We start from the raw sequence: 24,965 nt of genomic DNA on the forward strand, positions 1-24,965 counted from the left end.
GTCCACACTCGCAAGTCTCGTGGCTGTCGTCTCAATCTCCTTGGTACCGCTGCTCGAGCCATGGGTCTCCCCGGTCGTGGTAGCCGCTGCGCTCCCAGAAGCCGGGCTGGTCCTCGGCGAGCAATGTCAAGCCCGACACCCATTTCGCGCTCTTCCAGAAATACAGGTGGGGCACGAGCAGCCGGGCCGGTCCTCCATGGATTCCTTCCAGCGGTGCCCCATTGACATCCCAGACCACCCAGGCCTTGCCGTCGGTCACGTCCCCGATCGGAAGGTTGGTGGTGTAACTGGTGTGTGAACGGGCGAGCACGAAGGCCGCGTCGTCGACCGGACCTGCCGCGTCCAGCAAGGTGTCGACAGAGACACCGTCGAATCTCATCCCGAACTTCGACCATGCGGTGACGCAGTGGATGGCGCCCTCGTACTGAGATCCGGGAAGTGCACGGATCTCCTCCCAACTCCACGTGGTGGGGGCCGTCACCAGACCGTCGACGGTGAAGGTCCACTTGTCGGTGTGGAGGGACGGAGTGGCTTCCGCATGGAGGACGGGCCACCAGTCGCCGGCGTCGTACTGACCGGGCGGCAGGCGCGGGTCACGTGCAGCGGCGTCTCGTCGCGCAAACCCTCTGGTGATTGGCATGGTGCTCCTTCTCGGCTGTCGTTGCCATGCGATGTGGGCCGCTTCGGTTCTGGCGTTGTCGGGCTCTGCCTACTGGGCAGGGGCCGTGTCATCGGCGCACATCGCTCTCGTGCGGTGATCACGCCGCACCGACGCCCGAAGCCGCGGGGAGCGCAGCGAGCACGCCCCATGCCGCCGCTGTCCCACCCACGGCGAGTAACTTCTGTCGTCGGCACTGTCACGAACTCGGCCTCCCCGATCCGGTGGCCGTGACCGGGCATTGAAAACCTGGCTGCAGTCTTCGTCGGCAAGGCGCCTGTAGTGCAGAGAAGCGACGTCGAGACTGATCGGCCTGCGGTCGACGCCGGGGCATCAGACGCGACCGAGGGCCGGCCGTCGGGGGCGCTCCCGACTAGCAGCCTGTTGTTCTCGGTCATCGTCCCGTCCCCTCCTCTGCGGTGACCTGTATTCTCAGCGGGCCTACGGCGGCTTTGCAGCTAGACCATGCTGGTGGTGTGCATGGGTGCGTCGAATCCGTGAGGCTCACGGGCAGCGCGACGGCGAACCCCGGGGAGTGACACTGTCCGGCGGCTGCCCGATCGTGACGCTCGGGCCCGGTCGCGTTTCCGTCCAGCCCGGCTTCGAGCTCCCTGGCGCGCGTGACGAGGTCGGGCTGGCAGGTCTGAGCGCCCGCCAGCAACATGGGCGATCTGGCGCTCATCAAGAGCTCCTTGTTCGAGGTGGCGACCCTGAACGTTGCGCAATCCTCGGGTGATCGTGGGTTTCCGCACGGACCGGTTGCCCACGGCGCTGGGGCAGTTCGCGGTCGTCTACCCCGACACCCGGGTCACGGTCGTGCACTCGTCCAGCGCCTCGCAGCTGGATGCGGTACGAGCGGGTGAGCTGGACGTGGGCTTGGTGCGTGATCGTCCCAACAACCCGCTGCTCGACGCCGTGGTGGCCGTGCGGGAGTCGATGGGTGTCATTCTGGCCGCCGTCCGGGCGGAGGAGATCGGATGGAATTCGCCCATTCGGACAGCCCGGCCTGGCAAGACCAGGTGACGGCGACGCTGCGGGCAAACGGGAACGCCATGGACAACCAGCCGGCGGACGACGGGCCGGTCACCGCCGAGGTGAAGCTGGCTGGGATCGGCCCGGTAGGTCAACACCTTCGCCGATGGCGGGTCATAAGCAGGACCCGTGACCGGGTGGGAAGGCCGCGGAAAGCCGGGTGTTGGGACTGACGCAGGGTGCGCAGGCGACCGCCGGAAGGATCGCTCGTCGCTGTCAGTACCTGCGCAATTCCGATTGCCGAGCGAGATGGAGTTGACGGGCGATGACTCGTCGTGTGCGTATCGGTGTTCAGATGTGGCCCGGCGGAGCGCCTGACTATCAGACGTGGCGTGACGCGGTGCTTCGTGCCGAGGACATGGGTGTCGACGTCGTGTTCGGTTACGACCATTTCCACAAGCCGTTCGTGGAGCTGACGAGCGAGGGGCAGGTTCTGCTGGCGGAGCAGCCCGATGTGAACAACTTCGAGTCCTGGACGACGCTGGGGGCGTGGGCCGAGATGACCACGCGAGTGGAGATCGGCACGCTGGTGACCGGGATCGGCTACCGGAATCCGGATCTGCTCGCCGACATGGCCCGCACGGTCGACCACATCAGCGGGGGTCGGTTGATCCTCGGCCTCGGGTCGGGCTGGTACGAGAAAGACTACAGCGTGTACGCCTACGACTACGGGACGGTCGGTTCCCGTATGGCGCTGTTCGAGGACGGGCTGCGGCGCATCGAGCAACGGCTGGAGCAGTTGCAGCCCAGGCCGCTGCGGCGGATTCCGATCCTGATCGGCGGATCCGGGGAGCGGAAGACGTTGCCCCTGGTCGGGAAGCATGCGCACATCTGGCACAGCTTCCTGGACATCGAGACCTTCCGCCGGAAGAACGACCTGGTGCGGGAGCACGCGGCCGCTGCCGGCCGTGACGAGGCGGAGATCGAGCGGGCGATCGACTGGCCCGGAATTGCGGCCGCCGACGACTACGCGGCCGAGGGCGTCACCCTCTACACCGCCGAGATCCACCCCACTGACGACGGATACGACCTCGCCCCGCTGAAGGAATCGCTCGCCTGGCGCGACGACCGTCGGTGACGACGGCGAACCCCGACGCCTAGCCAGGGGTATACCGGAAGACGGTGGCGCCGCTAATCAATCAATCAGCACCAGCGAGACCAGTTGCCGAGCTTGACGGGAGTCCAGCCGGGTGGGAAGAGATCGTCCTGCTCAACGTCGGAGTCGAGATCTGGGCCTTCGGGGACCACCGCCTCCATCTGGGTTCCCACCTCAGTGAGGGCGACCTCGCCGGGGGCACGTTGACCTGCGCGAAGCACCCGTGGGAGTTCGACGCGCTGACCGGCAAGGGCGCCAACCCGACCAACTGCGAGATACTGCTGGTATCCGGGCGTGCCCTGGGAGCGGCATGCCCCGAGTCACTGCACCCCGCCGCAGCGACGAGCAGACCGCGCGCTCGACGCGGAATGCGCGACAGAAAGCGAACAATTTTGAGATGTGAGGCTCATGACCATAAGAACCGACGACGCTTTTTCCTTCATCGAGCCGCAGCTGTCCATCACACTGGTGATCGACGGTGCCGCCTTTACGGGGACGGTCGTGCCGCGTGATCTATTGGTACATGCGCTTCGCCAGACCTTCGGCGTGACAGGTCCCCACGTCGGGTGCGAGAGCGGCAGGTGTGGTGCCTGCACCGTGCTGCTCGATGGCGAAGCGGTGAAGTCGTGCACGATCCTCGCCGCGCAGTGCGACGGCGCGGAGATCACGACCGTCGCAGGCCTCGGCGCTGATGAGCTGCATCCGCTCCAGGCGGCGTTTCATGAGCACCACGCTCTGCAGTGCGGCTACTGCACTCCCGGGATGCTCTGTGCTGCGGTGGATCTCCTCCGGCACGAGCCGCGCCCGTCCGAGGAGCAGGTGCGCCAAGGGCTGCGTGGCAACCTGTGCCGCTGCACCGGCTACGAGCACATCGTGGACGCGGTCCTGTCCGCTGCAGTGGAGATGTCCGATCAGACCCACCCCGGTGCTTCGGGGACGGTGGCGTCATGACGTCTGTGGCCGAACCGCCTGCCGCACATCGACATGATGCCGATGCCGCGCCGTGGGTCGGCCGGGCCCTGCGACGCATCGAGGATGCTCGTTTTCTGCGGGGCCGGGCGTGCTACGTGGACGACATCGTTCTGCCGGGCCAGCTGTATGCGCATTTCGTGCGCAGCGATCATCCGCACGCCCGCATCGTCAGGCTGGGCACCGCCCGAGCGCGGCGGCTCCCCGGCGTGGTGGAGGTGTTCACCGCCGACGATCTCGGCGACATCCCTCCGGTCCGTCCCGACTGGTTGATCCCCGGCAGCCAGGTGCGCGGACGTCCCGTACTCGCGCTTGATCGGGTGCGTCACGTCGGGGAGGCCGTCGCTGTCGTGATCGCCGAGGGACGCAACGCTGCGGCGGACGCGGCCGCGGCGGTGGACGTCACGTACGAGCCGCTGCCGTTCGTGCTGGATCAGCGACAAGCGATGAGCAGTGGATCGGTTCGTGTGCACGACGACCTCCCCGACAACGTGGCCGCCACGTTCACGGTGGGGAACGGCGGATACGACGAGGCGGCGAAGGAGGCCGACCTGACCGTCACCTTCTCGCTCCGCAATCAACGCCTCGTGCCGTTCTCGATCGAGCCGCGGGTCGTGTTGGCCGACTTCGACCCCAGCCGCGAGAAGCTGACCGTGTACTCGTCCAACCAGATGCCGCACAACCTCCGCAGGAACCTCGCGGCGGGCTTGGGCTTTCCCGAGCACCGGCTGCGCGTCGTCTCTCCCGACGTGGGCGGCGGTTTCGGCCCCAAGATGCACACCTACCCCGAGGAGTTCGCGGTCACGGCCGCGTCGCTGCTCCTGCGCCGCCCCGTCAAGTGGGTCGAGACCCGCAGTGAGAACGTGGTGGCCACCACGCACGGTCGTGATCACGCGATGGACGTGGAGGTCGCCGCCCGCAAGGACGGCACGATCATCGGCCTGCGCGTGCACACCGCGGCGAACGTCGGTGCTTACCTGTCGTCGATGGGAACGGGCGTTCCCACCGTCAACGTCGCGCTCTTCGCGCTCGGTCTCTATGCGATACCGCAGGCCGAGATGACGGTGGACTGCGTGTTCACCAACACAACCCCCGTCGATGCCTACCGGGGCGCGGGTCGGCCCGAGGCCTCGTACCTCATCGAGCGGACGGTCGACCGGGTGGCGCACGAGCTCGGCCTGGATCCGGCGGAGGTACGGCTGCGCAATTTTGTCCAGCTCGATCAGCTGCCCTACCGCCAGCCCGTCGGGGCGACGCTCGACACGGGCCGGTACGAGGAGACGATGCGGCGCGCCCTCGACATCGCGGGCTACCGGGCGCTTCGCGACGAGCAAGCCGCCGCCCGGGCGTCCGGACGTCTGCTGGGGACCGGGATCAGCAGCTTCACCGAGTCGTGCGGAACCGGCAGAGCGGGCACTCTGAGCGCGATCGGCTTCGACCGCGGCGGGTTCGAGTCGGCGGTGGTGAGGATTCATCCCGACGGCCACGCGACGGTTCTGTCCGGGGCGCACAGCCACGGGCAGGGTCACGTCACGACGTTCGCCCAGATCGCCGCCGACGAGCTCGGGCTGGCACCAGAGAACATCGACGTGCTGCAGGGCGACACCGATGTGGTCCCGGTCGGGGTGGGCACCTTCAACTCGCGGTCCGTCGTGGTCGGGGGAAGCGCGGTGAAGGTCGCTGCCGCACGCGTCGGGGAACGCCTGAAGGAGATCGCCGCGTTCATGCTGGACTCGGAAGCATCGAAGATCGAGCTGGCAGGTGGCCGTTGCCGGCAGGCTGAGAGCTCGGACTCCGTATCCATCAAGGAGGTCGCCCGTCGGGCGTGGACAGGTCAGGGGCTGCCATCGGGGATGGGGATCGGTCTCGAGGAGACCGAGTTCTACGAGCCGGTCGCCATGTCGTCGCCGTACGGCGCCCACATTGCTGTCGTCGAGGTCGATCGGGAGACCGGTGACGTCGACGTGCTCCGGTACGTCGCGGTCGACGACTTCGGGGTGGTCATCAATCCGCTGCTGGCCCGTGGACAGATCCACGGCGGTCTCGTCCAAGGACTCGGGCAGGCGTTGTTCGAGGGCGCCTACTACGACGACTCGGGACATCCGGTGGCCGATCCTCCGATGCCTCGGTTCGACATGGTTCCCCGACTCGAGACCTCGTTCGTCGAGACCCCGGCACAGACCAATCCGCTGGGCGCCAAGGGGGTAGGTGAAGCGGGTGCGATCGCGGCTCCGCCGACCATCATCAATGCGGTGATCGACGCGCTCTGGCACCTCGGGGTGCGGGAGATGGACATGCCGCTGACACCGGAGCGCGTGCTGCACGCCATCGAGCACGCCACTCCAGCCGGAGGACGTCGATGATCCCGGCACCCTTCGCTCTGCACCGTCCGAGCTCCCTCGCCGAGGCGTGTGACTTGCTCGCCAACCACGGCCCGTCGGCCTCGGTCCTCGCCGGTGGCCAGAGCCTGATCGTGGATCTCAAGCAGCGTCGCAAGACGCCGCGGCTCGTGGTCGACCTGTCCCGCATCGGCGGTCTGGACACCATTACCGTCGAGCCCGACGTCGTCACCATCGGCGCGATGGCGCGGCAGGCCACCGTGACGCAGACAACCGATCTGGTCGAGCGTCTTCCTCTCCTGCTGGACGTGGCGAACGCGGCTGCCGATCCGATGGTTCGCCGGAGGGGCACCGTGGTCGGAGCGTGCTGCCAAGCCGCTCCTGGCGGCGACTGGGTCGCGGGCGCACTCGCGCTCGACGCGTCGGTGCTCCTGCAGAGCGTGGAAGGGCCGCGGGAGGTCCCCCTGACCGAGTTCGTCGTCGGCGCTGAACGGACATCGTTGCGCCCGGGCGAGATCGCCCGTGCTCTGCGGATCCCGGCGCCCAGCCCGGACAGCGTCATGGCCTACCTAAAGGTGAAGCACGTCTCGGTCGGGTGGAGCGTCGCGAGCGCCGCGGTCGCCCTCTCGGTCGACGACGGGGGAGCACTCAGTGGAGCACGTATCGCCGTGTCCGGCGCGGTTACCCATCCGCAGCGCCTTCCGGAGCTCGAATCCGTACTCCTGGGAACAGACCTCGCTCAGCACGACGAGCTCGCCCACGCCATCGATGCAGCCTTGGCCCCTCTGGAGTACCGGGGGGACTACTACGCATCGCCCGACTACCGACGCCGACGGCTCGCCGTGTTGCTGCGTCGAGCCCTGACCGACCTCGGATCGCGGTGCTGCACCTCGACATGAAGGAGTCGATGTGACCGACCTGCTGGACCTCGTCCTCGACGCCCACGGCGGACTCGAGCGCTGGCAGCAGCTGAGAGAGATCAGCGCACATGTGCGCGTCGACGGAACGCTGTGGCACGCCAAGGGCTACGGCGGCGTGCTCGTCGACGAGCACGTCACGCTCGATCCGCACCGACAACGGATCAGCTACGCCCCTTTCACCGAACCTGATCGGCGAAGCCGCTTCGAACCTGAACGCGTCGCGGTCGAGACTCTCGACGGTCGGGTCGTCGCCGAGCGCACCGCCCCCCGCGCCGCATTCGCGGGCTTCCAGCTGAGCACCAGGTGGGACGACCTGCATCTGGCCTACTTCATCGGATACGCGATGTGGAACTACCTCACCGCCCCGTTCTTGCTCACCTGGCCAGGAGTCGTGGCCGAGGAGATCGAGCCGTGGGAAGAGAACGGCGAGAGCTGGCGCAGGCTCAAAGTCACGTTCCCTCCCGACATCGCGACACACAACCCGGAGCAGGTCTTCTACTACAGCGCCGACGGTCTCCTGCGCAGGCACGACTACGTGGCAGAGGTCGTTCACGGCGAAACCGCGACGCCCACTGCCCACTACACGGACGAACACCGCTCGTTCTCCGGGATGATGTTTCCCACCCGCAGACGTGCCCTGCGGATCAACCCGGACAACACATCACGCCATGGAACACCGGGAGTTTCCATCGACGTGCTGGACATCGACCTGACCTGACCTGACCCGACGTGACGGAGGCTGTTGGTCGGTCGACGTGGTCCGACTGAGTTCGGCTGGGACCTGCGAAAGCACGTGAGCCGCTGGACAGTGTGAAGGTCGTCACCGGATCTCGGCCGGAGTCGGGGTCGACGTCGATGCCACTCTCGGATCATCTGGATCAGGCTGAGCTCAACCGGCTCGGCCGGATCGGGTCGAGCGGCTGAGATCTGGCTCCTTCGAGAACGCTCTCACCATCCGGGTGCTCGAGGGCATGCCGGGTGGCGAGGGCGCGTGTGGCCAGCTGCAGGTTGAACAGGGTGTCGGCGTCCTTGAGGTCGAGGTTCGAGATCTCCTTGATCCGCCGTAAGCGGTACTTCAGCGTATTGCGGTGCACGAACAGTGCGGCCGCCGTTGCGTCGTAGTTGCCCCGGCACTCCAGATACGTGCTGAGGGTGGCCACCAGCTCGGCTCCGTGGTCGGAGTCGTAGGCGATCAGCGGACCGATCCATTCTTCGACGAAACGATCCACGACACCGAGCTCGCCCACCTCTGCCAGCAGGCGGTACGTTCCGAGCTGTTCGTAGAAGATGGTGCGCCGCCCTCTGCTGCCGGTGCTACGCATGCGAAGGGCCAGCATCGCTTCGCGGTAGGAGCGCGGGAAGTCGCTGAGCTCCTCACACGGACTTCCAACTCCCACGACCGCGTCCTGGCCCAGCTCGCTCCGCAGGTGCAGGTGGAACTCGTGCCATGCGCGGTCGCTGTGGGCAAGGACGACCACCGCTTCACCTCGTGGAACCAGAAGCGTGCCGACGGCTGCGTCGCGCGCGGCCCGCCGGACGGCCTGGAACCTGATGTCGGGGTCGTGGCGGCCGGATTGCTCCTCAGCGACGACGACGGCAACGCGGTGCGGGCGCCGCAGGTCATAGCCCATGGCCTGGGCTCGGTTCAGTGCAGCCTGTTCGTTGGTGTGGGCGAGCAGCTCCTCCACAAGATCGTGCCCCAGACGTAGCTCGGTCTCCGCGATGGCCTGCAGGCGCGCCAGCTCCATGGCCAGCACCGTGGAACCGTGCTCAAGAGCTGCGTGCGCGCGCTCGGCCTCCTCCGGGGGAACTCCCATCAGCACGATCACGCCCACCACGTCGGGGCGCGGACTGGCGATCGTCAGAAGGTGGTCGGTCTCGTAGATGGGCTTGCCGGCGGTGCGAGCCCGGCGAATCAGCTCGTCGCGGGCAGCCTGCGACTCCTTGGGATACGGACAGGGCTCGCCCGGCCCGGCCCAGGCGCGAAGGTTCCCGTGCCGGTCCTCGATCGCCACAGGCCACCCGGTCAGCTCGTGAAGGGCTTCCGCGATCCCCTTCTCACCTGCGCCGGCGACGGCCACCCGGGTGAGCTGATCGTGGATCGCCGTGCTGCGCTCCAAGGCGGCAACAGTTGCGGCCAGCGCCGAGTTCGACGCCCGCAGCTCGATGGCCTGTGCTGCCTTCTCACCTGCGCTGGCGACGGCCGCCCGGGTGAGCTGATCGTGGATCGCCGTGCTGCGCTCCAAGGCGGCGACAGTTGCGGCCAGCGCCGAGTTCGACGTCCGCAGCTCGATGGCCTGCGCTTGCTCCCAGGAGTAAAGGCGAGCGTTCGTCAGAGCGATGCCGGTCTGCTGGGCCAATGTGCCCAGCAGGAAATGCGCCCACGGCGTGGGCTCGGAATCGGCCAACACGACCAGATGGCCGACAAGCCCTCGGAGGCTCCGCATGGCGTACGCCCACGCCTCGCCCTGTCCGGGTACGGCCACCGGGCCCTGGCTTGCGGTGAGTCCGGGAAGCTGGCTTTCCACCTCCGCCTGGGCCTGTTCAGCGGGACGAGCATCGGCCGGGTTGGTCCACCCACTCTCGCGGAAATGGATCCCGAGCAGCCGAAACGGTCCGAGTGATGGGACGGCCGATCCGGCAAGACGAAGAATATGATCCTCGTTCGTGCTTTCGGTCATCAGCTGCACGAGCACGAACACGCCCTGCAACTTGGAGAGATATTCGCGCAGGTCGCCGTCTTTCTCGCCGGAACGGTGAGCAGGCATGTCTCCGCTTGCGTCCTTCGCGGGCCGCGGCGGCATCGGAACCTCCCTGGCATCGGATCATCAGATGATCTCTCCGATGGCGTTCCTTCCAGTCTAGCCCGCTGGGACATGGTCGACGCCTCTGTTTGTCCAGCGGGGACGAAGAACGTCGGACGGCCAGCGGGCATGCTTCTCGTCGCACGACGCAGAACGGCGGGCGAAGGTCGCTCTGACGGGCGCCCTTCTCGTGCTGAACCACTGTCGACTAACGCGGATAGGCCATGAACGATGTTGGAAAACCCAGATCTCTGTCGCGAATACCCGCGTGATGGCCGTGACGAGGTGTTGCGCGGCCGGCGCGGTGAGTGCCGGACGCTCGCTCGACTGCTGCAAGCGGTGCAGGCCGGCGAGAGCCGAGTCTTGATGGTGCGAGGCGAGCCGGGCGTGGGGAAAACAGCCCTCCTGGATCGCGTCGTCGAGCAGGCATCGGGGTGCGCGGTCGTGCAGGCCGTTGGCGTCCAGGCAGAGACGGGGTTGGACTTCGCTGGGCTGCATCAGCTGTGCGGGCCGATGACGGACCGCATGGACCGGCTTCCCGCTCGGCAGCGTGAGTCGTTGGAGGCGGCGTTCGGGCGCAACGGCGCCCCGGCGCCGGATCGTTTCCTGGTTGCTCTGGCGGTGATGAGTTTGCTGGTCGAGGCCTCGCAGGAGCGGCCGCTGGTGTGTGTGGTCGACGACGTGCAGTGGCTCGATCGGGCGTCGGTTCAGGTGCTGGCGTTTGTGGCCCGCCGCTTGAGTGCTGCGCCTGTTGGCATGGTCTTCGCTGCGCGGACACCCGGCGAGGTGGGTGGGTTGGCCGATCTGCCGGAACTGACGCTCACAGGTTTGCCTGCCGAGGACGCTCGCGCCCTGCTGGTCTCCGCGCTGGTGGGTCCGATTGACGAGCGCGTGCTCGACCGCATCGTGGCCGAGACCCGTGGCAACCCGCGGGCGCTTCTGCAGCTGCCGCAACGCGTGAGTCCCACGGACCTGGCGGGCGGCTTCGGCCTACCGGACGCCATTGCAGTGCCAGCGGAGATCGAGCACGGCGTCCGTCGGCAACTGGCACAGCTCGCGCACGACGAGCGACGGCTGGTGCTGCTCGCGGCTGCGGAACCGGTGGGCGATCCCATCCTGGTGCGGCGGGCGGCGGAGTTGCTCGGGATCGACGCGGACGGAGCAGGAGCCGCGGCCGAGCTAGTCGAGTTCGGGGCCCGAGTGCGGTTCCGGCACCCGCTCGTGCGCTCGGCGGTCTCTCGTGTGGCATCCAGGGGAGAGCGGCGCGGCGCGCACCGCGCATTGGCAGCAGCTACCGATGCGGAGACCGACCCTGGCGGTCGCGCCTGGCACGAAGGGCATTCTGTGACGGGTCGTGACGATGACGTCGCCACCGACCTCGAGCAGGCCGCCTCCGGCGCCCAGGACCGGGGCGGACTGGCCGCTGCTGCGGCGTTTCTGGAACGCGCGGCTGAACTGACCCGTGAGCCCGCCCGCCGGGCCGAGCGGGCCCTCTGCGCCGCCCAGGCCACCTACGAGGCGGGCGCCCCGGGCCGGGCCGTGAAGTTGCTGTCCCTGGCAGAGGCCGGCCAGCTGGACAAGCTCCAGCGTGCGCGGGTCGACCTGGTGCACGCACAGATCGATGTCACCACCCGCCGCGACGACGCACCCCTGCTGCTTCTCGACGCAGCCCGCCAGCTCGAACCGATCGATGTGCGGTTGGCCCGCGAGGCATACCTGGAGGCCTTGTCGTCGGCCGCGCTGCTCAGTACTCCGACGGCCGGCACCAGTGTGCGCACGGTGGCGAAGGCGGCGCGGGGAGTTCCGGACTCGGCGCATCCCGCGCGTGCCACCGATCTCCTCCTCGACGGCCTGGCGATCAGGTTCACCGAGGGATACGCCGCAGCGATCCCCACGCTGAACCGGGCGCTCGATGCCTTCCGCGACCCGAACCTCGCCGACCCGGAGGCGCTGCGCCAGCTCGGGCTTGCCGGCGCGACAGCTGCCCACCTGTGGGACGACGGGGCCTGGCACGCGCTCGTCGCCCGCCACGTCCGGCTCGCCCGCGATAGCGGCGCGCTCGCCGCGCTCCCACTCGCCCTGGACGCACGTATCACCCAGCACGTCCTCGCCGGCGAGCTCACCTCGGCCCACACGAAGCTCGCTGAGCTCAACGCCATCAGCAGAGCGACCGGCAACCAGCTCACGGCTCTTGGCGGCATGCTGCTCGCGGGCTGGCAAGGCCGGGGCTCCGAGAGTCTCGAGCTGATCGAGGACACCGCCATGCAGTGCCAACTCCGAGACAAGCGCAGCGGCCTCGCGGTTGCGGCATGGGCGAAGGCCGTGTTGTTCAACAGTCTCGGTCGTTACGACGACGCGCTGGAGGCGATCGAGCAGGCGGGCGAGCACACGCCCGCGATGGGTCTGTCGTCCTCCGGGCTGCTCGCTGAGCGCGTCGTGGCGGCTGCCCGCAGCGGAGCCCCGGAGCTCGCGGCCGACGCCCTCGAGCGCCTGACCGCCACCACCCGCGCCAGCGGCACCAACTGGGCGTTGGGCATCGAAGCGCGCTGCCGCGCCCTCCTGGCCACTGGACCGGTCGCCGAGCACTTCTACCGCGAGGCGATCGACCGACTCGGGCGCACCCGCATCCCCGGCGAGCTCGCCCGCGCCCACCTGCTCTTCGGTGAATGGCTCCGCCGCGAACGCCGTCGGCTGGACGCACGCGAGCACCTACGCACTGCGCACGCCATGTTCACCACGATCGGAGCCGAGGGCTTCGCCCAACGGACCAGACGTGAATTGGCAGCGACCGGTGAGACGGCCCGTAAACAAACTGCCGAGACCAGCGGTGAGCTCACCGCCCACGAGGTACAGATCGCATGTTTCGTCCGTCAGGGACTGACCAATCCGGAAATCGCCGGGCGCCTGTACCTCAGCCCACGTACCGTCGAATGGCACGTCAGCAGAATTTTTGACAAACTCAATATAAGATCCCGCAAGCAGCTTCGCAACCTGGCGCAGTAGGCGATTCCTGCCGTCGTCACGGCGTGACGTACGTGTTCGTCTTCGCCATTACCGATGGCTGGTCATCGGAAAGGCCTATGACCACACGGGAAGGCCAGGCATCGAGGCGCGTTAAGAGTGGACGCGGGTTGTGCACGCGGCCGACGGACCGGACGAAATCCCACGGTCGCCCTCGACCGCGTACACGTCTGCCAAGCGCAACCACCCCGACGTGGAGCTGACAAGCAATGACGCGTTCTCGACATTTCGGCGTTCACAGACCCCCGTCCAGGCTTGCACGACACACACGATGATGCGCCATGTTGTGTTGGCCCGGCCACGGGTCGCGCTGCCCGGGAGCTTCACGGGTCCGATGAACCACGTACACCGCAACGATGCTCCGAACGTCGGCCCGCGGCGGGCGCGACTCAGAGCGGACACGTCACCGCAATGAAGGAGACGGGACTATGACAGAGACCAACAGACTGCCCGGTCGGGGCGCCACCACTGCCGGTTCTACCGCCGTCGCGCCGGATGTCGATGGCGGAGCCACGCACGCGGCTGTTCCCGGCGCCGACCGCAGGCCCGTGAGTCTCGATGTGAACGGCGAGATCCGCACGGTGATGGTCGAACCACGCATGACCCTTCTCAACGCGTTGCGCGAAGAGTTGGCGTTGACCGGCACCAAGAAGGGGTGCGACCGGGGCGAGTGCGGAGCCTGCACGGTGCACGTCGACGGGCGCCGGGTCCTGTCCTGCATGGCCCTCGCAGTGATGCAGCAGGGCAAGCAGATCGTCACGATCGAAGGGCTCGACCGGGACGGCGAACTCCACCCTGTGCAGGAGGCGTTCATCGAAGAGGATGGATTCCAGTGTGGTTTCTGCACGTCCGGGCAGGTCATGTCCGGTGCTGCCGTGATCGAGGAGGCGAGGGCCGGCTGGCCGAGCGCAGCCACGGCCGACGTCGGCACGCCGTTCACCGAGGCAGAGCTCTCCGACACCGAGATTCGTGAGCGGATGAGCGGCAATCTGTGCCGTTGCGCGTGCTACCCGAACATCGTCAACGCCGTCGCGTCGGCTGCCAGGAGGCACTGAGCCATGCATCCCTTCGTGCTGACGAGAGCAGACGACTCCGCCTCCGCAATCGCCGCCCATTCCCAGGACGTACAGCTTGCCTTCATCGCAGGCGGCACCGATCTCGTCGCCCTGATGAAGGACGGTATGGAGCTTCCCGAGCGGCTGCTGGACATCAACGGCCTGCCCGGAACGGAACGGATCGAAGAGCTACCGGATGGCGGGCTGCGCATCGGGGCCCTGGCCCGAATGAGTGACGTTGCCGCGGACGGGCGGGTGCGTGCGCGGTTCCCTGTGATCGCCGAAGCCTTGCTGTTCTCCGCCTCCGGACAGCTGCGGAACATGGCCACCATGGGCGGAAACATCATGCAGCGCACGCGGTGCGCGTACTTCCGTGACGGGGACGCCCTGCCGTGTAACAAGCGGGAGCCTGGATCCGGCTGCTCGGCCTTGCACGGCCTCAATCGCAACCACGCTATCTTCGGTTGGTCGGCGTCCTGCGTGGCCACGCACCCGTCCGATGTCGCAGTCGCATTCGCGGCACTCGACGCCAACGTCATCGTTCGCGGACGCGTTGGAGAACGGCCGATTCCCTTCGCGGAATTCTATCGGCCGCCGAGCAGCACGCCGGAGCGTGACAACGTGCTCGGCCGGGGTGACCTGATCGTTGCGATCGAGGTGCCTGCACGGCCGGAAGGACGTGCTTCGCACTACCTCAAGGTTCGCGATCGTCAGTCCTACGAGTTCGCGCTGGTCTCGGTGGCGGCTGCGGTCGAGACCGACGGTGAGCGCCTCCGCTCGGTCCGGCTCGCCATGGGCGGAGTGGCACACAAGCCATGGCGCCTATTGGCGGCCGAACGGGCGTTACGGGGAATCCTGCTGGGCAACACAAACGGGCTCCGCTCCGCGATCGCCCAGTCCTTCTCCGAGGCACGCCCCCTCACCCACAACGGATTCAAGGTTGAGCTTTCCCAACGCGCCGCGCTGCGCGCGTTGCTGACCGCGGGAGCACGGGCATGAACACCGTCGGACAACCGATCCCACGAACGGACGGGCGACTCAAGGTCACCGGGGATGCCCCCTACACCGGCGATATTCGAATCGCGGGCACGGCGCACGCCTCGATCGTCCATAGCACGGTGGCCAACGGCCGCACGCTGTCGATTGACACGGCTGCCGCCGAGAACGCCCCTGGGGTGCTGGCCGTGTTCACCCACCACAACATGCCGGCGACGAACCCCACGCCGAAACCCTGGAGCCACCTTCATCCGCACGGGCAGTCCTACTTGCCGCTGCGGGACGAGAAGATCCACTACGCCGGTCAGCCCGTCGTACTTGTGGTGGCCGACACGCTCGATCAGGCGATCCACGCCGGCACGTTGGTCTCCATCGAGTACGAGGTCGAACGGCCCGTCGTCTTCGGCCCCGAGACAGTGACGGAAGCCGTGGATCCTCCGCAGTTCCTCTGGCCCGTGGCCTCATCGGTCGGAGATGCAGACACGGGAATCGCAGCCGCCGACGTCGTCATCGAGCAGACCTATACAACCGCCGACCGCCATCACAACCAGATGGAGCCCCACGCCACCACCGCGGTCTGGGATGTCGAGGGCACGCTGACGCTCTACGAGACCACCCAGCACATCTTCGGCACCAAGGAACTGGTGTCGATCGTCCTCGGCATACCGCCCGAGAAGGTCAACGTGGTCTCCTATTACCTCGGCGGCGGCTTCGGCGGCAAGGCCTACGTCTGGCCGCACACCCTGATGGCTGCGCTCGCCGCGAAGGTTCTGAATCGTCCGGTCAAGCTGCAGCTCACCCGCGCGCAGATGTACTCGATGGTGGGCCACCAACCGGCCACTATCCAGACGATCGCGCTGGGCGCGGACAGGGACGGACATCTGACCGCGATCCGACACGACAGCATCTCGCCTACCTCGGTGTTCGACAGCTACATCGAGTACGCGGCGGCGGCCTCGCGCTCGTTGTGGGCGGCGCGCAGGGGGATCTCGACGAACCACAGGGTCGTCCACGTGAACCGCAACACCCCGACCGCGATGCGTTCGCCGCACGAGGCACTGGGGCATTTCGCACTCGAGAGCGCGATGGACGAGCTCGCGTACGCCGCCGGGGTCGACCCGGTTGCGCTGCGTCTGCGCAACGACACCGAGGTCGATCCCTACAGCGGCCGCCCATTCTCCACCCGCGCGCTGTGGGAGTGCCTGACAAAGGGGGCGGAGCGCTTCGGCTGGGACATGCGGACCCCGGGGCCGGGTTCGATGCGAGACGGTCGTCACCTCATCGGTCAGGGCGTGGCGAGCGCGATCTACACACACTGGCGCTGGCCCGCGAAGGCGCGGGTCAGATTGAACAGTGACGGTTCGGCCCTTGTCGAGACGGGCACACACGAGCTCGGTACCGGCACCTACACCGTGATGCAGCAGGTGGCCGCCGACGCGCTCGGGCTGCCGCCCGAGAAGGTGAGCGTCCGTCTGGGAGACACCAGGCTGCCTGAGTCGCACGCCTCCATCGGCTCCGCAACGATGGCCAACGCCGGCGCGTCCGTGCTGTTGGCGGCGGAAGCCACGCGCGACAAGGCGATCGAGTTGGCCCTCAACGGCATGGACGCGCCCTTTGCCGGCGCGGAGGCCGAGGACGTCATCGCCGCCGACGGCAGGCTCGTGTTGCCGGCGAAGGACCTGGACATCACCTACGCCGAGCTGCTGGCCCGCAACAACATCTCCACCCTGATGGCAGAGGGCGACTACGACCCCGTCGAGGAGGCACTCGGGCCGAAGGCCGTGTACAGCTTCTCCGCGGTCTTCGCCGAGGTACGGGTCGATCCGGACCTCGGTCTGGTGCGCCTGAACCGCTTCGTGGGCGCCTACGACGCCGGTCAGATCATCAATCCGAAGACCGCCCGCAGCCAGGCGATCGGCGGCATCATCTGGGGCGTCGGTCAAGCCCTGCTCGAGCAGTCGGAAATGGATCCGGCCATGGCCCGGTTCGTCAACCGCAACTACTCCGGCTATCTCGTGCCTACGAACGCAGACATCCCCGAGCTCGACGTCATCTTCACCGGCGAGTTCGACGAGGAAGCAAGCCCACTCGGCGCCAAAGGGCTCGGGGAGCTCACCGCGGTATCCGTGGCACCGGCGATCGCGAACGCGGTTTACCACGCCACCGGCCGGCGCGTACGTGACCTGCCGATCACGGTAGAAAAGATCCTCTAGACCGACGACCAGGGCGGGGCCGCAAATCGATTCCTCTCCCCGCCCTGGCCGGCGACATGTTGCGCACCTGTGCCCGGTCGTCTCGGTCGCCGATGCCCGCCGGGTCGACATGGCGCCGCAGACGATCACCGGCACCAACGAAACCGCCACCATCGCCGTCAGCGGCCAAAACTCCATCGACTGGCTCTGGCGTGCCATACGCGCCGCCTACGAAGTTCACCTCCTCAAGTTCCGCTGAGGCCTCGGACCGTCCGGCTCGTGACTCGTCGTGGCGTGCGGCATCGGCGCGACGTAGGGCTCGCCCTAACGGACGCCGCCCGGACTCTGACCGGGCGCGTTGACAGCGACGAAACCGTGTGTATAAAACGGGCTGGGGAGGTGATGCGGAGCCTTCGAGAACGAAACGAGTTCGAGGGGTGTCCTGGGCCACGCCAGTGAGTTGTGCATTTCTCTCCGCGCTTCTGAATCGTGCGCTCCTCATTTCTCCTCTGTGGGAGGATCGATCCCCTCACATTGACCGGTGATAGGGCGCGATCAAACCTACGTCCTTGGCGGTTGCTCGATGACAGTTCTCAGCGGTGGACGAGGGCCCGACGCGATGGCCGGAGAAATGCTCGACATCGGGATCGGCGACTACCGCGTCTCGGCTGGCGCCCACATCTGGGCACTGTACGAGGCCCCCGCGAAGCGGGACGCCATCTTGCGATCGTTTGTCCGAAGCGCGCTACTGGCGGACGACAAGTGCATTTGTGTGACCGATGGGTCACCAATGGTGCGCACGGTCATGAGTGTCGGCGACGGCGACATCGACGTGGCGGCGAGCTCTGCATCGGGACAACTGGAGCTGATCAATGCCTCCGACATCACCGGGCGGTCGGGCGAGTTCTCTGTATCGGACAAGATCGACTTTTGGAAGGCCGCGATCGACAGGGTCAAGGTAGCCAGGAGACACCAGCGTATTCGCTTCGTCGGTGACATGTCTTCAGCCTTGCTCGACGCTTCCGTGGCTGGGGATGTGATTCGATTCGAATCGGCACTCAACGGTCAGCTGCTGCCGCTGTTTCCGCAGGTGCACATGTGCATGTACGACTTGGACAGGGTCGCCGGCGCGTTCGTCGTTGATCTCATCAGCGCACATCCGAAGGTCTACGTCAACGACATGCTCGTCGAGAATCCGTACTCCATGGGGCCTGAGGAATGGCTGAAGACAATCGGCAAATAGGCGTCCGAAATTATTCTGAAATACGAGTTGATGAGAGTGGACCCTCCTTCGTGGACGCGGAGGTTGGCGAGCCGATGGCGGTCGTCCCGGTCTGTCAGCCGGAACCCGTGTGGGTGGGGGAGAGCGGGAGTTCGGCTTGCAGGGTAGTGCCCGCGCCGGCGACGGTGTGTATCGAGAGTCGGCCGCCGAGGGCTTCCGCGCGGTCCTTGAGCCCGAGCAGGCCGGTTCCGCCGGCGAGCTCGGCGCCGCCTCGGCCGTCATCGCGGACGCGGACGTGCAGCACGTCGCCGGTGTCGGCGGCCCCTATTTCGACGTGGACGATGGAGGCGTGCGCGTGTTTGGCCGTGTTGGTCAGTGCCTCGGCGACCAGGTAGTAGGCGGCGATCTCGATCTGCTCGGGAAGCCGCCGGTCGGCCGTCACGTTCAGGTCGACCGGGACAGGGGAGCGACGGGCCAGGGTTTTGAGCGCGGCGCGTAGGCCGCCGTCGGCGAGGACCGCCGGGTGGATGCCGCGGGCGAGCTCGCGCAGCTCATCCAGCGCGCTGGTCGCCTGGGTGGCCAGGTCGTCGAGCTTCGCAGCCAGATCGTCGGCTTCGGCGGGCACCATCGTCTGGGCTGCGCGGGCCTGTAGAGCGAGGGAGACGAGCTGTTGCTGGGCCCCGTCGTGGAGGTCTCGTTCGATGCGTCGGCGGGTCTGGTCGGCGGTGGTGACGATTCGTGCGCGTGAGGTGGTGAGTTCGGCGTAGAGCTGCGCGTTGTCGAGGGAGACGGCGAGTTGGCCGGCGATGAGTTTGACGGCGTCGAGTCGTTCGGCGGTGAACGCGGCGCGAATGAGGCGGTTTTCCAGCAGCACCACTGCCCGCAGGGTGCCGCGGCTGAGGATGGGTAGGGCCAGCAGCGAGCAGCAGTCGAGGTCGGCGAAGTAGAAGTCGCGGGCGAAGCGGTCGTCGTGGGTGGCGTCGCCCACAACGAGCGGTTCGCCCGTGCGCTGGGCGTAGCGCAGCGCCGACATCGGGACCGCGTGTTCGCGGTCGGTGTCCTCGATTCGGGTCGCGCCGCCGCCGGGTGCGGGTAGCAGCCAGTCGTGGTGATCTGTGCTCCACAGCACCAGGTGTACGGCGGTGGCGCCGGTCAATGCGCTGAGCACCTCGGCGACGCGGGTATGCAGGCGTTCGATGCTGGTCTCTGAGCTAAGTACCTGTGAGGCGGACAGGATGCCGAGGAGGTCCAGCGTGCCGGTCGTGACCGTGGAGCGCTGATGGAGAACATCAGCGGGCTGGTCGCCGGGGTGCCCGGCGCTCTTGTCGGCGTGTGGATGCAGGGCGGGGTAGTACCAATCCAGTTGGTCGACTTTGGCGGTCGCGCCCCACGTGACGTAGTCCTGGCGCGCCTGGGCGAGCAGGTCGTAGCCGGTGTGTTCGAGGCCGTGGGCGAGGTGGAAGCGGGCCGCGCGTTCGGCGATCAGGGCTCGATGCCAGGGGCGCCGGCAGGCGGCGGGCTCGCGAAGCGCGGTGTCGAAGGCGAGGGCGGCGCCGCGGAAGTCGCCGACCGCCCAAGCCCGTTCGGCCTCGAGTAGGCGCAGCAGGTGTAGGAAGTTGTCCGGGGCGTCCGCAGCGCGGGCGCCCAGCCACCGGGTCACCCCGTCCAGCTCGGCGAGCAGGCCGTCGCGCTCGGCAGCGTCGGTGCCACGGGCCTGCTCGGCAAGGGACAGCCCGCGCAGCAGGCGGGCCACTCCGCTCGAGTATTGGATCGCGGTAGCCGCCAGCAGCGGCATCGCCGCCGCGGTGTGCCGCGCCAGCGCGGCCGGATCGCCGAAGACGGCGGCGGCAATCCCGCGGGTGACGTGCCCGACGAACAGGGCCAGCGGGTTGTCGGCGTATCGGTCGATGGGCGCCGCCTCGTCGGCGGGGGCGGAGGCTTCGCCGCGCAGCACGCCGGCCAGCCACCGGTGGCCGTCGAGTGCCTGGGCTGTTTGTTCGTTGCCGGTGCGCCGCAGAAAGCCCAGGCCCGTCTCCAGCTCGGCGATGTACAGATCCAGCGATGGCGCGCTGTCCAGCAAGTAGTGAACCGTCGCGTAGTAGGTATAGCCGGCCCAGGCCAGGTCACCGCCCGCGAGCAGCCCTTCCCGGGCGGACTCGGCCGCCTCGACGGCGTTCTCGATCGGCTCGAAGCACCAGCTGTGGACAGCGAACATGTGGCGCGCCTGTGAGGTTTCGGGCTCGTAGCCGCGGGCCTCACCCAACGCAAGAACCCGCTGCCCCGCCCGGTACCCGGCGGTGTGGTCACTGCGCAGCGCTACAGCTGGCAAGCCTATGTGGCCGACCGCGCCGAGAAGAGCACGACTTGGGCCGTGCTGGAGCCAGATCCGTACCGTTTCCAGGCTCAACCAGGCGTGCTTGGCGTGGTCAGCGGCAAAGTAGGCCGGCGACAGGACCACGGTGATCAGGCGGGCAGCTGCCAGCAGCGTCGGATCGGTGATGTCCGGCCGAACCAGATCATCCGTGTCCTCGGTGTAGTCCAGCCATCGGTACAGATGGTCGAACTGATGATCCAGTTCGGCGGGGAGCCGCTCCGCCGACGGGACCGTTATGCCCAGCTCACGCAGCGACTCCAGCGCGACTCCGATCGCCTCAGTGAAACGGTTCCGGTGGCTCAGGCTGCGCACCCTCAGGCACGTTGCGTCTGCACGCTGCATGGCGGTGGGGCAAAGCCGCTCGATCGTGCGGTACGCCTCGTCCGCCTCGTCCAGGCGTCCCATGCTGTACAGAGCGGCGTGGCGGCCGGTGTGCACCGTGATCAGCGTGGCGGTCTCGCGAGGGTCGATCAGCTGCAGTGCAGCGGTCAGCAGCGAGGCCACCAGCGCGTGGTCCCCCACCAACCGCGCCTGGTCGGCCGCGCGCCGCAGCAGCCCCACCACCAGTCTTCGCTCTTCGGCATCGTCGATCGCATCGACCACGGGCAGGTACTGTTCGGCAGCGGCCGCGTACAACTCGGGCACGGCGGCCAGCCGCCGGGCCATGGCCAGCCGCAGAGTGCGTCGCCGCGGCTGGTCCAGCCCGACCAGTATGTCGTCGCGGATGCGGTCGTGGCGGAACCGCACCGCCTCATGTGCCCCGGGCTCGACCACCAGAACTCCGTCGTCGAGGGCGGGTGTCAGGCGCTGGTCCACCACGTTCGCTGGCTCCCCGGTGGCGGTCTGCAGCAGGCTCATCTCAGCCCGCCCGCCGAGGCATGCCATCGCCTCCGCCATTGCGCGAGATGCCGGTGGCATGCCCTCGATCCGCGCCGCCAGCAGCCCGGCAATCTCAGCCTGGCCCAAGTGGGTGCGCACGGCCGCCTCGTCCCATCGCCATTTGCTGGCCGTCGCGGTCAGCACGCCGCCGCGGCGTAGCGCGTTGAGCAGTTCCACCGTCTCGTACGGGTTGCCTGACGTGTGCGGGTTGATCAACCTGACCAGGCCTGCCGCTGCGACCGGGGCCACGTGCAGCATCTCTGCGACCAGTATGACCAGGCTCGGCACGGGCAGGTTGTCCAGCCGGAGATGCTTCACCGTGGCCTGGTCACGCCAGCGGGATACTTGCGCCGCCAGCGGATGCGCCGCGTCCACGTCGCTCTCGCGGTAGGCACCCACCAGCAACAGGCCCTCGATCGGTTCCTCGCTCAGCACCAGGTCGATGAAGCCCAGTGGGGTGCGCCCGGCCCACTGCAGGTCATCGAGCAACAACACCACCGGTCGTTTCCGCGACGCGACCGCCCGCAGCACCTGCGCACCCGCCCGCTGGGCCCGCACCTGCGCGGTCAGCGGATCCCCTGGATCAGGCGTCACAGCCAGCAGCGCAGCAAACTCCGGCATAACCGCAGTCAGCAGGCCTACGTTCGGGCCGACCGCGGCCAGGATGCTTCTGCGGATCTGCGTCAGCTCGTCCTCCGGCTCGGCCAACAACAGCCGACCCAACGCGCGAAACGCCTGATAGCCCGCGTCGAACTCAAGATCCCGCCGATACTGGTCGAACTTGCCCGCCACGAACCAGCCATTACGGCCCGTCACGACCGGCCGCAGCTCATCGACCAGCGCCGTCTTGCCCACCCCTGGCGCCCCGGCGACCAACACCCCCCGGCATCGGCCCGCCAGCGTCTCCTCGAACGCCGCCTCCAACGCCGCCACCTCGACATTGCGCCCCACGAGCCGCGATGGCGGGTGCAGCCGCAGCGGAAAATCATGCTCACCAATGTGAAGCCGACCCGCGGTCGTCTGGCCATCTCGCAACCGCTCCAGGTCGTGGACCACGCCTTCCGCGGTCTGGTACCGGTTGTCCGGCTCCTTCTCCAACAGATGCAGGATGATCCCGGACAACGGCTCTGGTACGAGCGGGTTGACCTCGACGGGCGGCACGGGCAGCCGCGCCAGGTGATCGTGGATGAGGCGCAACGGGTCATCAAGGCCGAACGGCGGAGCGCCTGTTGCCAGCTCGTACAGCGTGGCACCCAGGGAGTACAGGTCTGCCCGGTGGTCGACGGGCCTGCCGGTACGCCCAGTCTGTTCGGGGGCGAGGTATGCCAACGTGCCCGCGATCGCGCTGTGGTGTGTAAACCCGGGACGAGTCTCGGCGAGAGGCGCCGCCAATGCGAAGTCGATCAGACACGGAGTGCCGTCGCGTGAGATCACGATGTTGGCGGGGCTGATGTCCCGGTGCATCACCGCCCGGCGGTGCACCCCCGCCACCGCCCGCGCCAGCCCCACGGCAAGCTCGATCTGGATGTCGACATCCAGAGGCTTGGGCGTCTCGGCCAGACTCGTGCCACCGATGTCCGCCACCACGATCGACCCTGGATACCGCGGCGCGTCCACCAACTGCGGAACCCCGGCCACACCGCGGAGCCGCTTCAATATCGCCAGCTCAAGCTGCAGTCGGCGATCCGCCCCCGGTCCCAGTGGCTCCTTGCTGACAACCGTGCACCCGGGCGGGAACAGCCGCGTCACACGAGTGCGTGCGCTCTCGTGCAGCATCTCGGCACGAACCGGCGGACCCGGGCCCGGCAGCACCCCGCCAGTTTCCATCCGAACCTCCACGCCCCGCAGAAACGCCGAACACTGTGCCTACACCCATCGTGGGGAGAAGGCGACTACTCAGCTTTAACGGACGCGCGGCGAGGCAGCGTTGCGGCCTTCCTGGGCCCCGACGACGAGATCCGCAAGGTCATTTGGCACGAGCGCCATCGAGAGCCTCACGGCCCCCGCTATTTGGCGCAGCGATGGCGTTCGACATGGCTAGGCTCGCGTTCCGCGTGAAGGACGAATGAGAGTCCCGCCAGGTGGGCGATCGTGGCCGCCTCACATAGGCCGAGCACGAGCGCGCTGACGAGAACGTCACGCTTCTAGCAGAACTCAGAAGATCAGGAAGCCGGTGGCCTCGGGCTCCGAGTGCCCGGCGCTGCCGCGGCCGCGTTGCTCCAGCGCTGATGCGTCGCGGGCTTCCGGAGTGCACGTCGGGTTGATCAACAGCTGGATTGTTGCGTAGCTGACTGCAAGTCAGGGGGAGCGCTATCGCTGAGTCCGATCTTCCTTGCGGACGTCGGGCTCAGCCCAGCGGCCTGCGATTGCGCTGTTCTTCCGGCGCGCTCGGTGACAATGGACGTCATGGAGATCCGGGAGCTGCGCGCGTTCGTGGCGGTGGCGGAGGAGCGTGGGTTGTCGGCTGCGGCGCGGAAGCTGCACGTCAGCCAGTCCGCGCTGTCGCAGACCGTGCAGTCGCTGGAGCGCCAGCTCGGTGTGCAGCTCCTGGTGCGCAACCGCACGGGCTCGAGCACCACGGATGCCGGGGATGTCCTGGTGCGTGAGGCTCGCGGGTTGATCGAGCATCACGACCGGGCCACAGCCGCCGTGGCCGCCGCGGGGGCCGTCGAATCGCAGGCGACGGCCCGGCTGATCCGCATTGGTGCGCCGCTGGAGCTCCCGCCGGACCGGCTGCCCACGGCGCTGGGGCAGCTCGCAGTCGTCTACCCCGACACCCGGGTCACGGTCGTGCACTCGTCCAGCGCCTCGCAGTTGGATGCCGTACGAGCGGGTGAGCTGGACGTGGGCTTGGTGCGTGATCGTCCCAACAACCCGCTGCTCGACGCCGTGCTGGCCGTCCGAGAATCGATGGGCGTCATCCTCGCCGCCGTCCGGGCGGAGGAGATCGGTGACCCGTCCGGTGTTCCGCTGCAGAAGCTCGTAGGCCTGCACTGGATGGGATTCGCCCGCTCGGACAGCCCGGCCTGGCATGACCAGGTGACGGCGACGCTGCGGGCACACGGGATCGCCGTGGACAACCAGCCTGACGACGACCGGCCCGTCACCGCCGAGGTGAAGCTGGGCGGGATCGGCACCGGGAAGGCGTTCGGCTTCGCCTCACCGAGCTGGGCGCAGGCGTTGCCCGAGGGCCTGGTGTGGTACCCGCTTGCCGACAACCCGATCGTGCGCCGGACCTGGGCCATCTGGCAGGCCGCCGCCCGGCACCGCGACATCGCGGCGCTGATCGACATCCTGGACATCAGCGGGCGGTAGGCCGGGGAGACCGGCCCGTCAACACGCGCGGCGATGGCAGGTCATAAGCAGGACCCGTGACCGAGTGGGAAGGCCGCGGAAAGCCGGGCGTTG

At 67.8% G+C, this 24,965-nt stretch carries 17 protein-coding genes; 14 read left to right on the forward strand and 3 right to left on the reverse strand.

Going from position 1 to position 24,965, the window contains the following annotated elements; all coding sequences use genetic code 11:
* Window positions 1–31: 31 nt before the first annotated feature.
* Window positions 32–640, reverse strand: a complete 609-nt coding sequence (locus ACQPZQ_RS15820; RefSeq protein WP_433296333.1) for a molybdopterin-dependent oxidoreductase — start codon at window positions 638–640, stop codon at window positions 32–34.
* A 750-nt stretch (window positions 641–1,390) separates the two neighbouring features.
* Between ACQPZQ_RS15820 and ACQPZQ_RS15825 the strand changes: the two genes are divergently transcribed.
* The 7 genes from ACQPZQ_RS15825 to ACQPZQ_RS15855 all read left to right on the forward strand — a co-directional run bounded on the left by ACQPZQ_RS15825 (window position 1,391) and on the right by ACQPZQ_RS15855 (window position 7,732).
* Window positions 1,391–1,681, forward strand: a complete 291-nt coding sequence (locus ACQPZQ_RS15825; RefSeq protein ID WP_433296335.1) for a LysR substrate-binding domain-containing protein — start codon at window positions 1,391–1,393, stop codon at window positions 1,679–1,681.
* A gap of 274 nt (window positions 1,682–1,955) precedes the next feature.
* A complete protein-coding gene (locus ACQPZQ_RS15830; RefSeq protein WP_433296338.1) occupies window positions 1,956–2,768 on the forward strand; it encodes an LLM class F420-dependent oxidoreductase in 813 nt (270 codons plus the stop codon).
* 44 nt (window positions 2,769–2,812) lie between these two features.
* Window positions 2,813–3,298, forward strand: coding sequence for a Rieske 2Fe-2S domain-containing protein (locus ACQPZQ_RS15835; RefSeq protein WP_433296340.1), 486 nt, complete (start codon window positions 2,813–2,815; stop codon window positions 3,296–3,298).
* Window positions 3,195–3,737, forward strand: coding sequence for a (2Fe-2S)-binding protein (locus ACQPZQ_RS15840; RefSeq protein WP_433296342.1), 543 nt, complete (start codon window positions 3,195–3,197; stop codon window positions 3,735–3,737). Before ACQPZQ_RS15835 ends, ACQPZQ_RS15840 begins: the two co-directional genes overlap by 104 nt.
* Window positions 3,734–6,118, forward strand: coding sequence for a xanthine dehydrogenase family protein molybdopterin-binding subunit (locus tag ACQPZQ_RS15845; protein WP_433296344.1), 2,385 nt, complete (start codon window positions 3,734–3,736; stop codon window positions 6,116–6,118). The genes ACQPZQ_RS15840 and ACQPZQ_RS15845 overlap by 4 nt, the downstream gene beginning before the upstream one ends.
* A complete protein-coding gene (locus ACQPZQ_RS15850) occupies window positions 6,115–6,993 on the forward strand; it encodes an FAD binding domain-containing protein (protein WP_433296346.1) in 879 nt (292 codons plus the stop codon). The genes ACQPZQ_RS15845 and ACQPZQ_RS15850 overlap by 4 nt, the downstream gene beginning before the upstream one ends.
* A 10-nt stretch (window positions 6,994–7,003) precedes the next feature.
* Complete coding sequence (locus ACQPZQ_RS15855; RefSeq protein WP_433296348.1) at window positions 7,004–7,732, forward strand: hypothetical protein; 729 nt, start codon at window positions 7,004–7,006, stop codon at window positions 7,730–7,732.
* Between the two features lie 160 nt (window positions 7,733–7,892).
* Here ACQPZQ_RS15855 and ACQPZQ_RS15860 read toward each other — a convergent pair whose 3' ends face one another.
* The gene (locus ACQPZQ_RS15860) at window positions 7,893–9,782 is read right to left on the reverse strand and encodes a PucR family transcriptional regulator (RefSeq protein ID WP_433296350.1); all 1,890 of its coding nucleotides are present in this window, start codon (window positions 9,780–9,782) and stop codon (window positions 7,893–7,895) included.
* 267 nt (window positions 9,783–10,049) lie between these two features.
* Here ACQPZQ_RS15860 and ACQPZQ_RS15865 point away from each other — a divergent pair, with 267 nt between their 5' ends.
* The 6 genes from ACQPZQ_RS15865 (at window position 10,050) to ACQPZQ_RS15890 (ending at window position 18,325) form a co-directional block, all read left to right on the forward strand.
* Window positions 10,050–12,821 carry an AAA family ATPase gene (locus tag ACQPZQ_RS15865; protein ID WP_433296352.1) on the forward strand — a complete coding sequence of 924 codons (2,772 nt, stop codon included), beginning with the start codon at window positions 10,050–10,052 and terminating at the stop codon, window positions 12,819–12,821.
* A 446-nt stretch (window positions 12,822–13,267) separates the two neighbouring features.
* Window positions 13,268–13,894 carry a (2Fe-2S)-binding protein gene (locus tag ACQPZQ_RS15870; RefSeq protein ID WP_433296354.1) on the forward strand — a complete coding sequence of 209 codons (627 nt, stop codon included), beginning with the start codon at window positions 13,268–13,270 and terminating at the stop codon, window positions 13,892–13,894.
* A 3-nt stretch (window positions 13,895–13,897) separates the two neighbouring features.
* Entirely contained in the window at window positions 13,898–14,893 is a 996-nt protein-coding gene (locus ACQPZQ_RS15875) for an FAD binding domain-containing protein (protein WP_433296356.1), read from the forward strand.
* Window positions 14,890–17,103 carry a xanthine dehydrogenase family protein molybdopterin-binding subunit gene (locus ACQPZQ_RS15880; RefSeq protein WP_433296359.1) on the forward strand — a complete coding sequence of 738 codons (2,214 nt, stop codon included), beginning with the start codon at window positions 14,890–14,892 and terminating at the stop codon, window positions 17,101–17,103. The genes ACQPZQ_RS15875 and ACQPZQ_RS15880 overlap by 4 nt, the downstream gene beginning before the upstream one ends.
* Before the next feature lie 109 nt (window positions 17,104–17,212).
* Window positions 17,213–17,341: a hypothetical protein gene (locus ACQPZQ_RS15885; RefSeq protein ID WP_433296361.1), complete on the forward strand. Its 129-nt coding sequence runs from the start codon at window positions 17,213–17,215 to the stop codon at window positions 17,339–17,341.
* A gap of 324 nt (window positions 17,342–17,665) precedes the next feature.
* Entirely contained in the window at window positions 17,666–18,325 is a 660-nt protein-coding gene (locus ACQPZQ_RS15890; RefSeq protein WP_433296363.1) for an MEDS domain-containing protein, read from the forward strand.
* A 94-nt stretch (window positions 18,326–18,419) separates the two neighbouring features.
* Here ACQPZQ_RS15890 and ACQPZQ_RS15895 read toward each other — a convergent pair whose 3' ends face one another.
* Window positions 18,420–23,384 carry an AAA family ATPase gene (locus ACQPZQ_RS15895; RefSeq protein WP_433296366.1) on the reverse strand — a complete coding sequence of 1,655 codons (4,965 nt, stop codon included), beginning with the start codon at window positions 23,382–23,384 and terminating at the stop codon, window positions 18,420–18,422.
* Window positions 23,385–23,963: 579 nt separating this feature from the next.
* On the opposite strand from ACQPZQ_RS15895, the gene ACQPZQ_RS15900 reads away from it, so the two are divergent.
* Window positions 23,964–24,872, forward strand: a complete 909-nt coding sequence (locus ACQPZQ_RS15900; RefSeq protein ID WP_433296368.1) for a LysR family transcriptional regulator — start codon at window positions 23,964–23,966, stop codon at window positions 24,870–24,872.
* The last annotated feature ends 93 nt before the right edge of the window (window positions 24,873–24,965 follow it).

The sequence above is a fragment of the Pseudonocardia sp. CA-142604 genome, assembly GCF_050948475.1.
Lineage (GTDB): Bacteria > Actinomycetota > Actinomycetes > Mycobacteriales > Pseudonocardiaceae > Pseudonocardia > Pseudonocardia alaniniphila.

What these genes read in the sequence shown, in the direction of transcription:
- ACQPZQ_RS15845 (WP_433296344.1), top strand. Translation starts at nt 3,734, where the DNA reads ATGACGTCTGTGGCCGAACCGCCTGCCGCACATCGACATGATGCCGAT.
- ACQPZQ_RS15885 (WP_433296361.1), top strand. Translation starts at nt 17,213, where the DNA reads ATGGCGCCGCAGACGATCACCGGCACCAACGAAACCGCCACCATCGCC.
- ACQPZQ_RS15870 (WP_433296354.1), top strand. Translation starts at nt 13,268, where the DNA reads ATGACAGAGACCAACAGACTGCCCGGTCGGGGCGCCACCACTGCCGGT.
- ACQPZQ_RS15895 (WP_433296366.1), bottom strand. Translation starts at nt 23,384, where the DNA reads ATGGAAACTGGCGGGGTGCTGCCGGGCCCGGGTCCGCCGGTTCGTGCC.
- ACQPZQ_RS15820 (WP_433296333.1), bottom strand. Translation starts at nt 640, where the DNA reads ATGCCAATCACCAGAGGGTTTGCGCGACGAGACGCCGCTGCACGTGAC.
- ACQPZQ_RS15875 (WP_433296356.1), top strand. Translation starts at nt 13,898, where the DNA reads ATGCATCCCTTCGTGCTGACGAGAGCAGACGACTCCGCCTCCGCAATC.
- ACQPZQ_RS15850 (WP_433296346.1), top strand. Translation starts at nt 6,115, where the DNA reads ATGATCCCGGCACCCTTCGCTCTGCACCGTCCGAGCTCCCTCGCCGAG.
- ACQPZQ_RS15840 (WP_433296342.1), top strand. Translation starts at nt 3,195, where the DNA reads ATGACCATAAGAACCGACGACGCTTTTTCCTTCATCGAGCCGCAGCTG.
- ACQPZQ_RS15890 (WP_433296363.1), top strand. Translation starts at nt 17,666, where the DNA reads ATGACAGTTCTCAGCGGTGGACGAGGGCCCGACGCGATGGCCGGAGAA.
- ACQPZQ_RS15880 (WP_433296359.1), top strand. Translation starts at nt 14,890, where the DNA reads ATGAACACCGTCGGACAACCGATCCCACGAACGGACGGGCGACTCAAG.
- ACQPZQ_RS15830 (WP_433296338.1), top strand. Translation starts at nt 1,956, where the DNA reads ATGACTCGTCGTGTGCGTATCGGTGTTCAGATGTGGCCCGGCGGAGCG.
- ACQPZQ_RS15900 (WP_433296368.1), top strand. Translation starts at nt 23,964, where the DNA reads ATGGAGATCCGGGAGCTGCGCGCGTTCGTGGCGGTGGCGGAGGAGCGT.
- ACQPZQ_RS15865 (WP_433296352.1), top strand. Translation starts at nt 10,050, where the DNA reads ATGTTGGAAAACCCAGATCTCTGTCGCGAATACCCGCGTGATGGCCGT.
- ACQPZQ_RS15860 (WP_433296350.1), bottom strand. Translation starts at nt 9,782, where the DNA reads ATGCCTGCTCACCGTTCCGGCGAGAAAGACGGCGACCTGCGCGAATAT.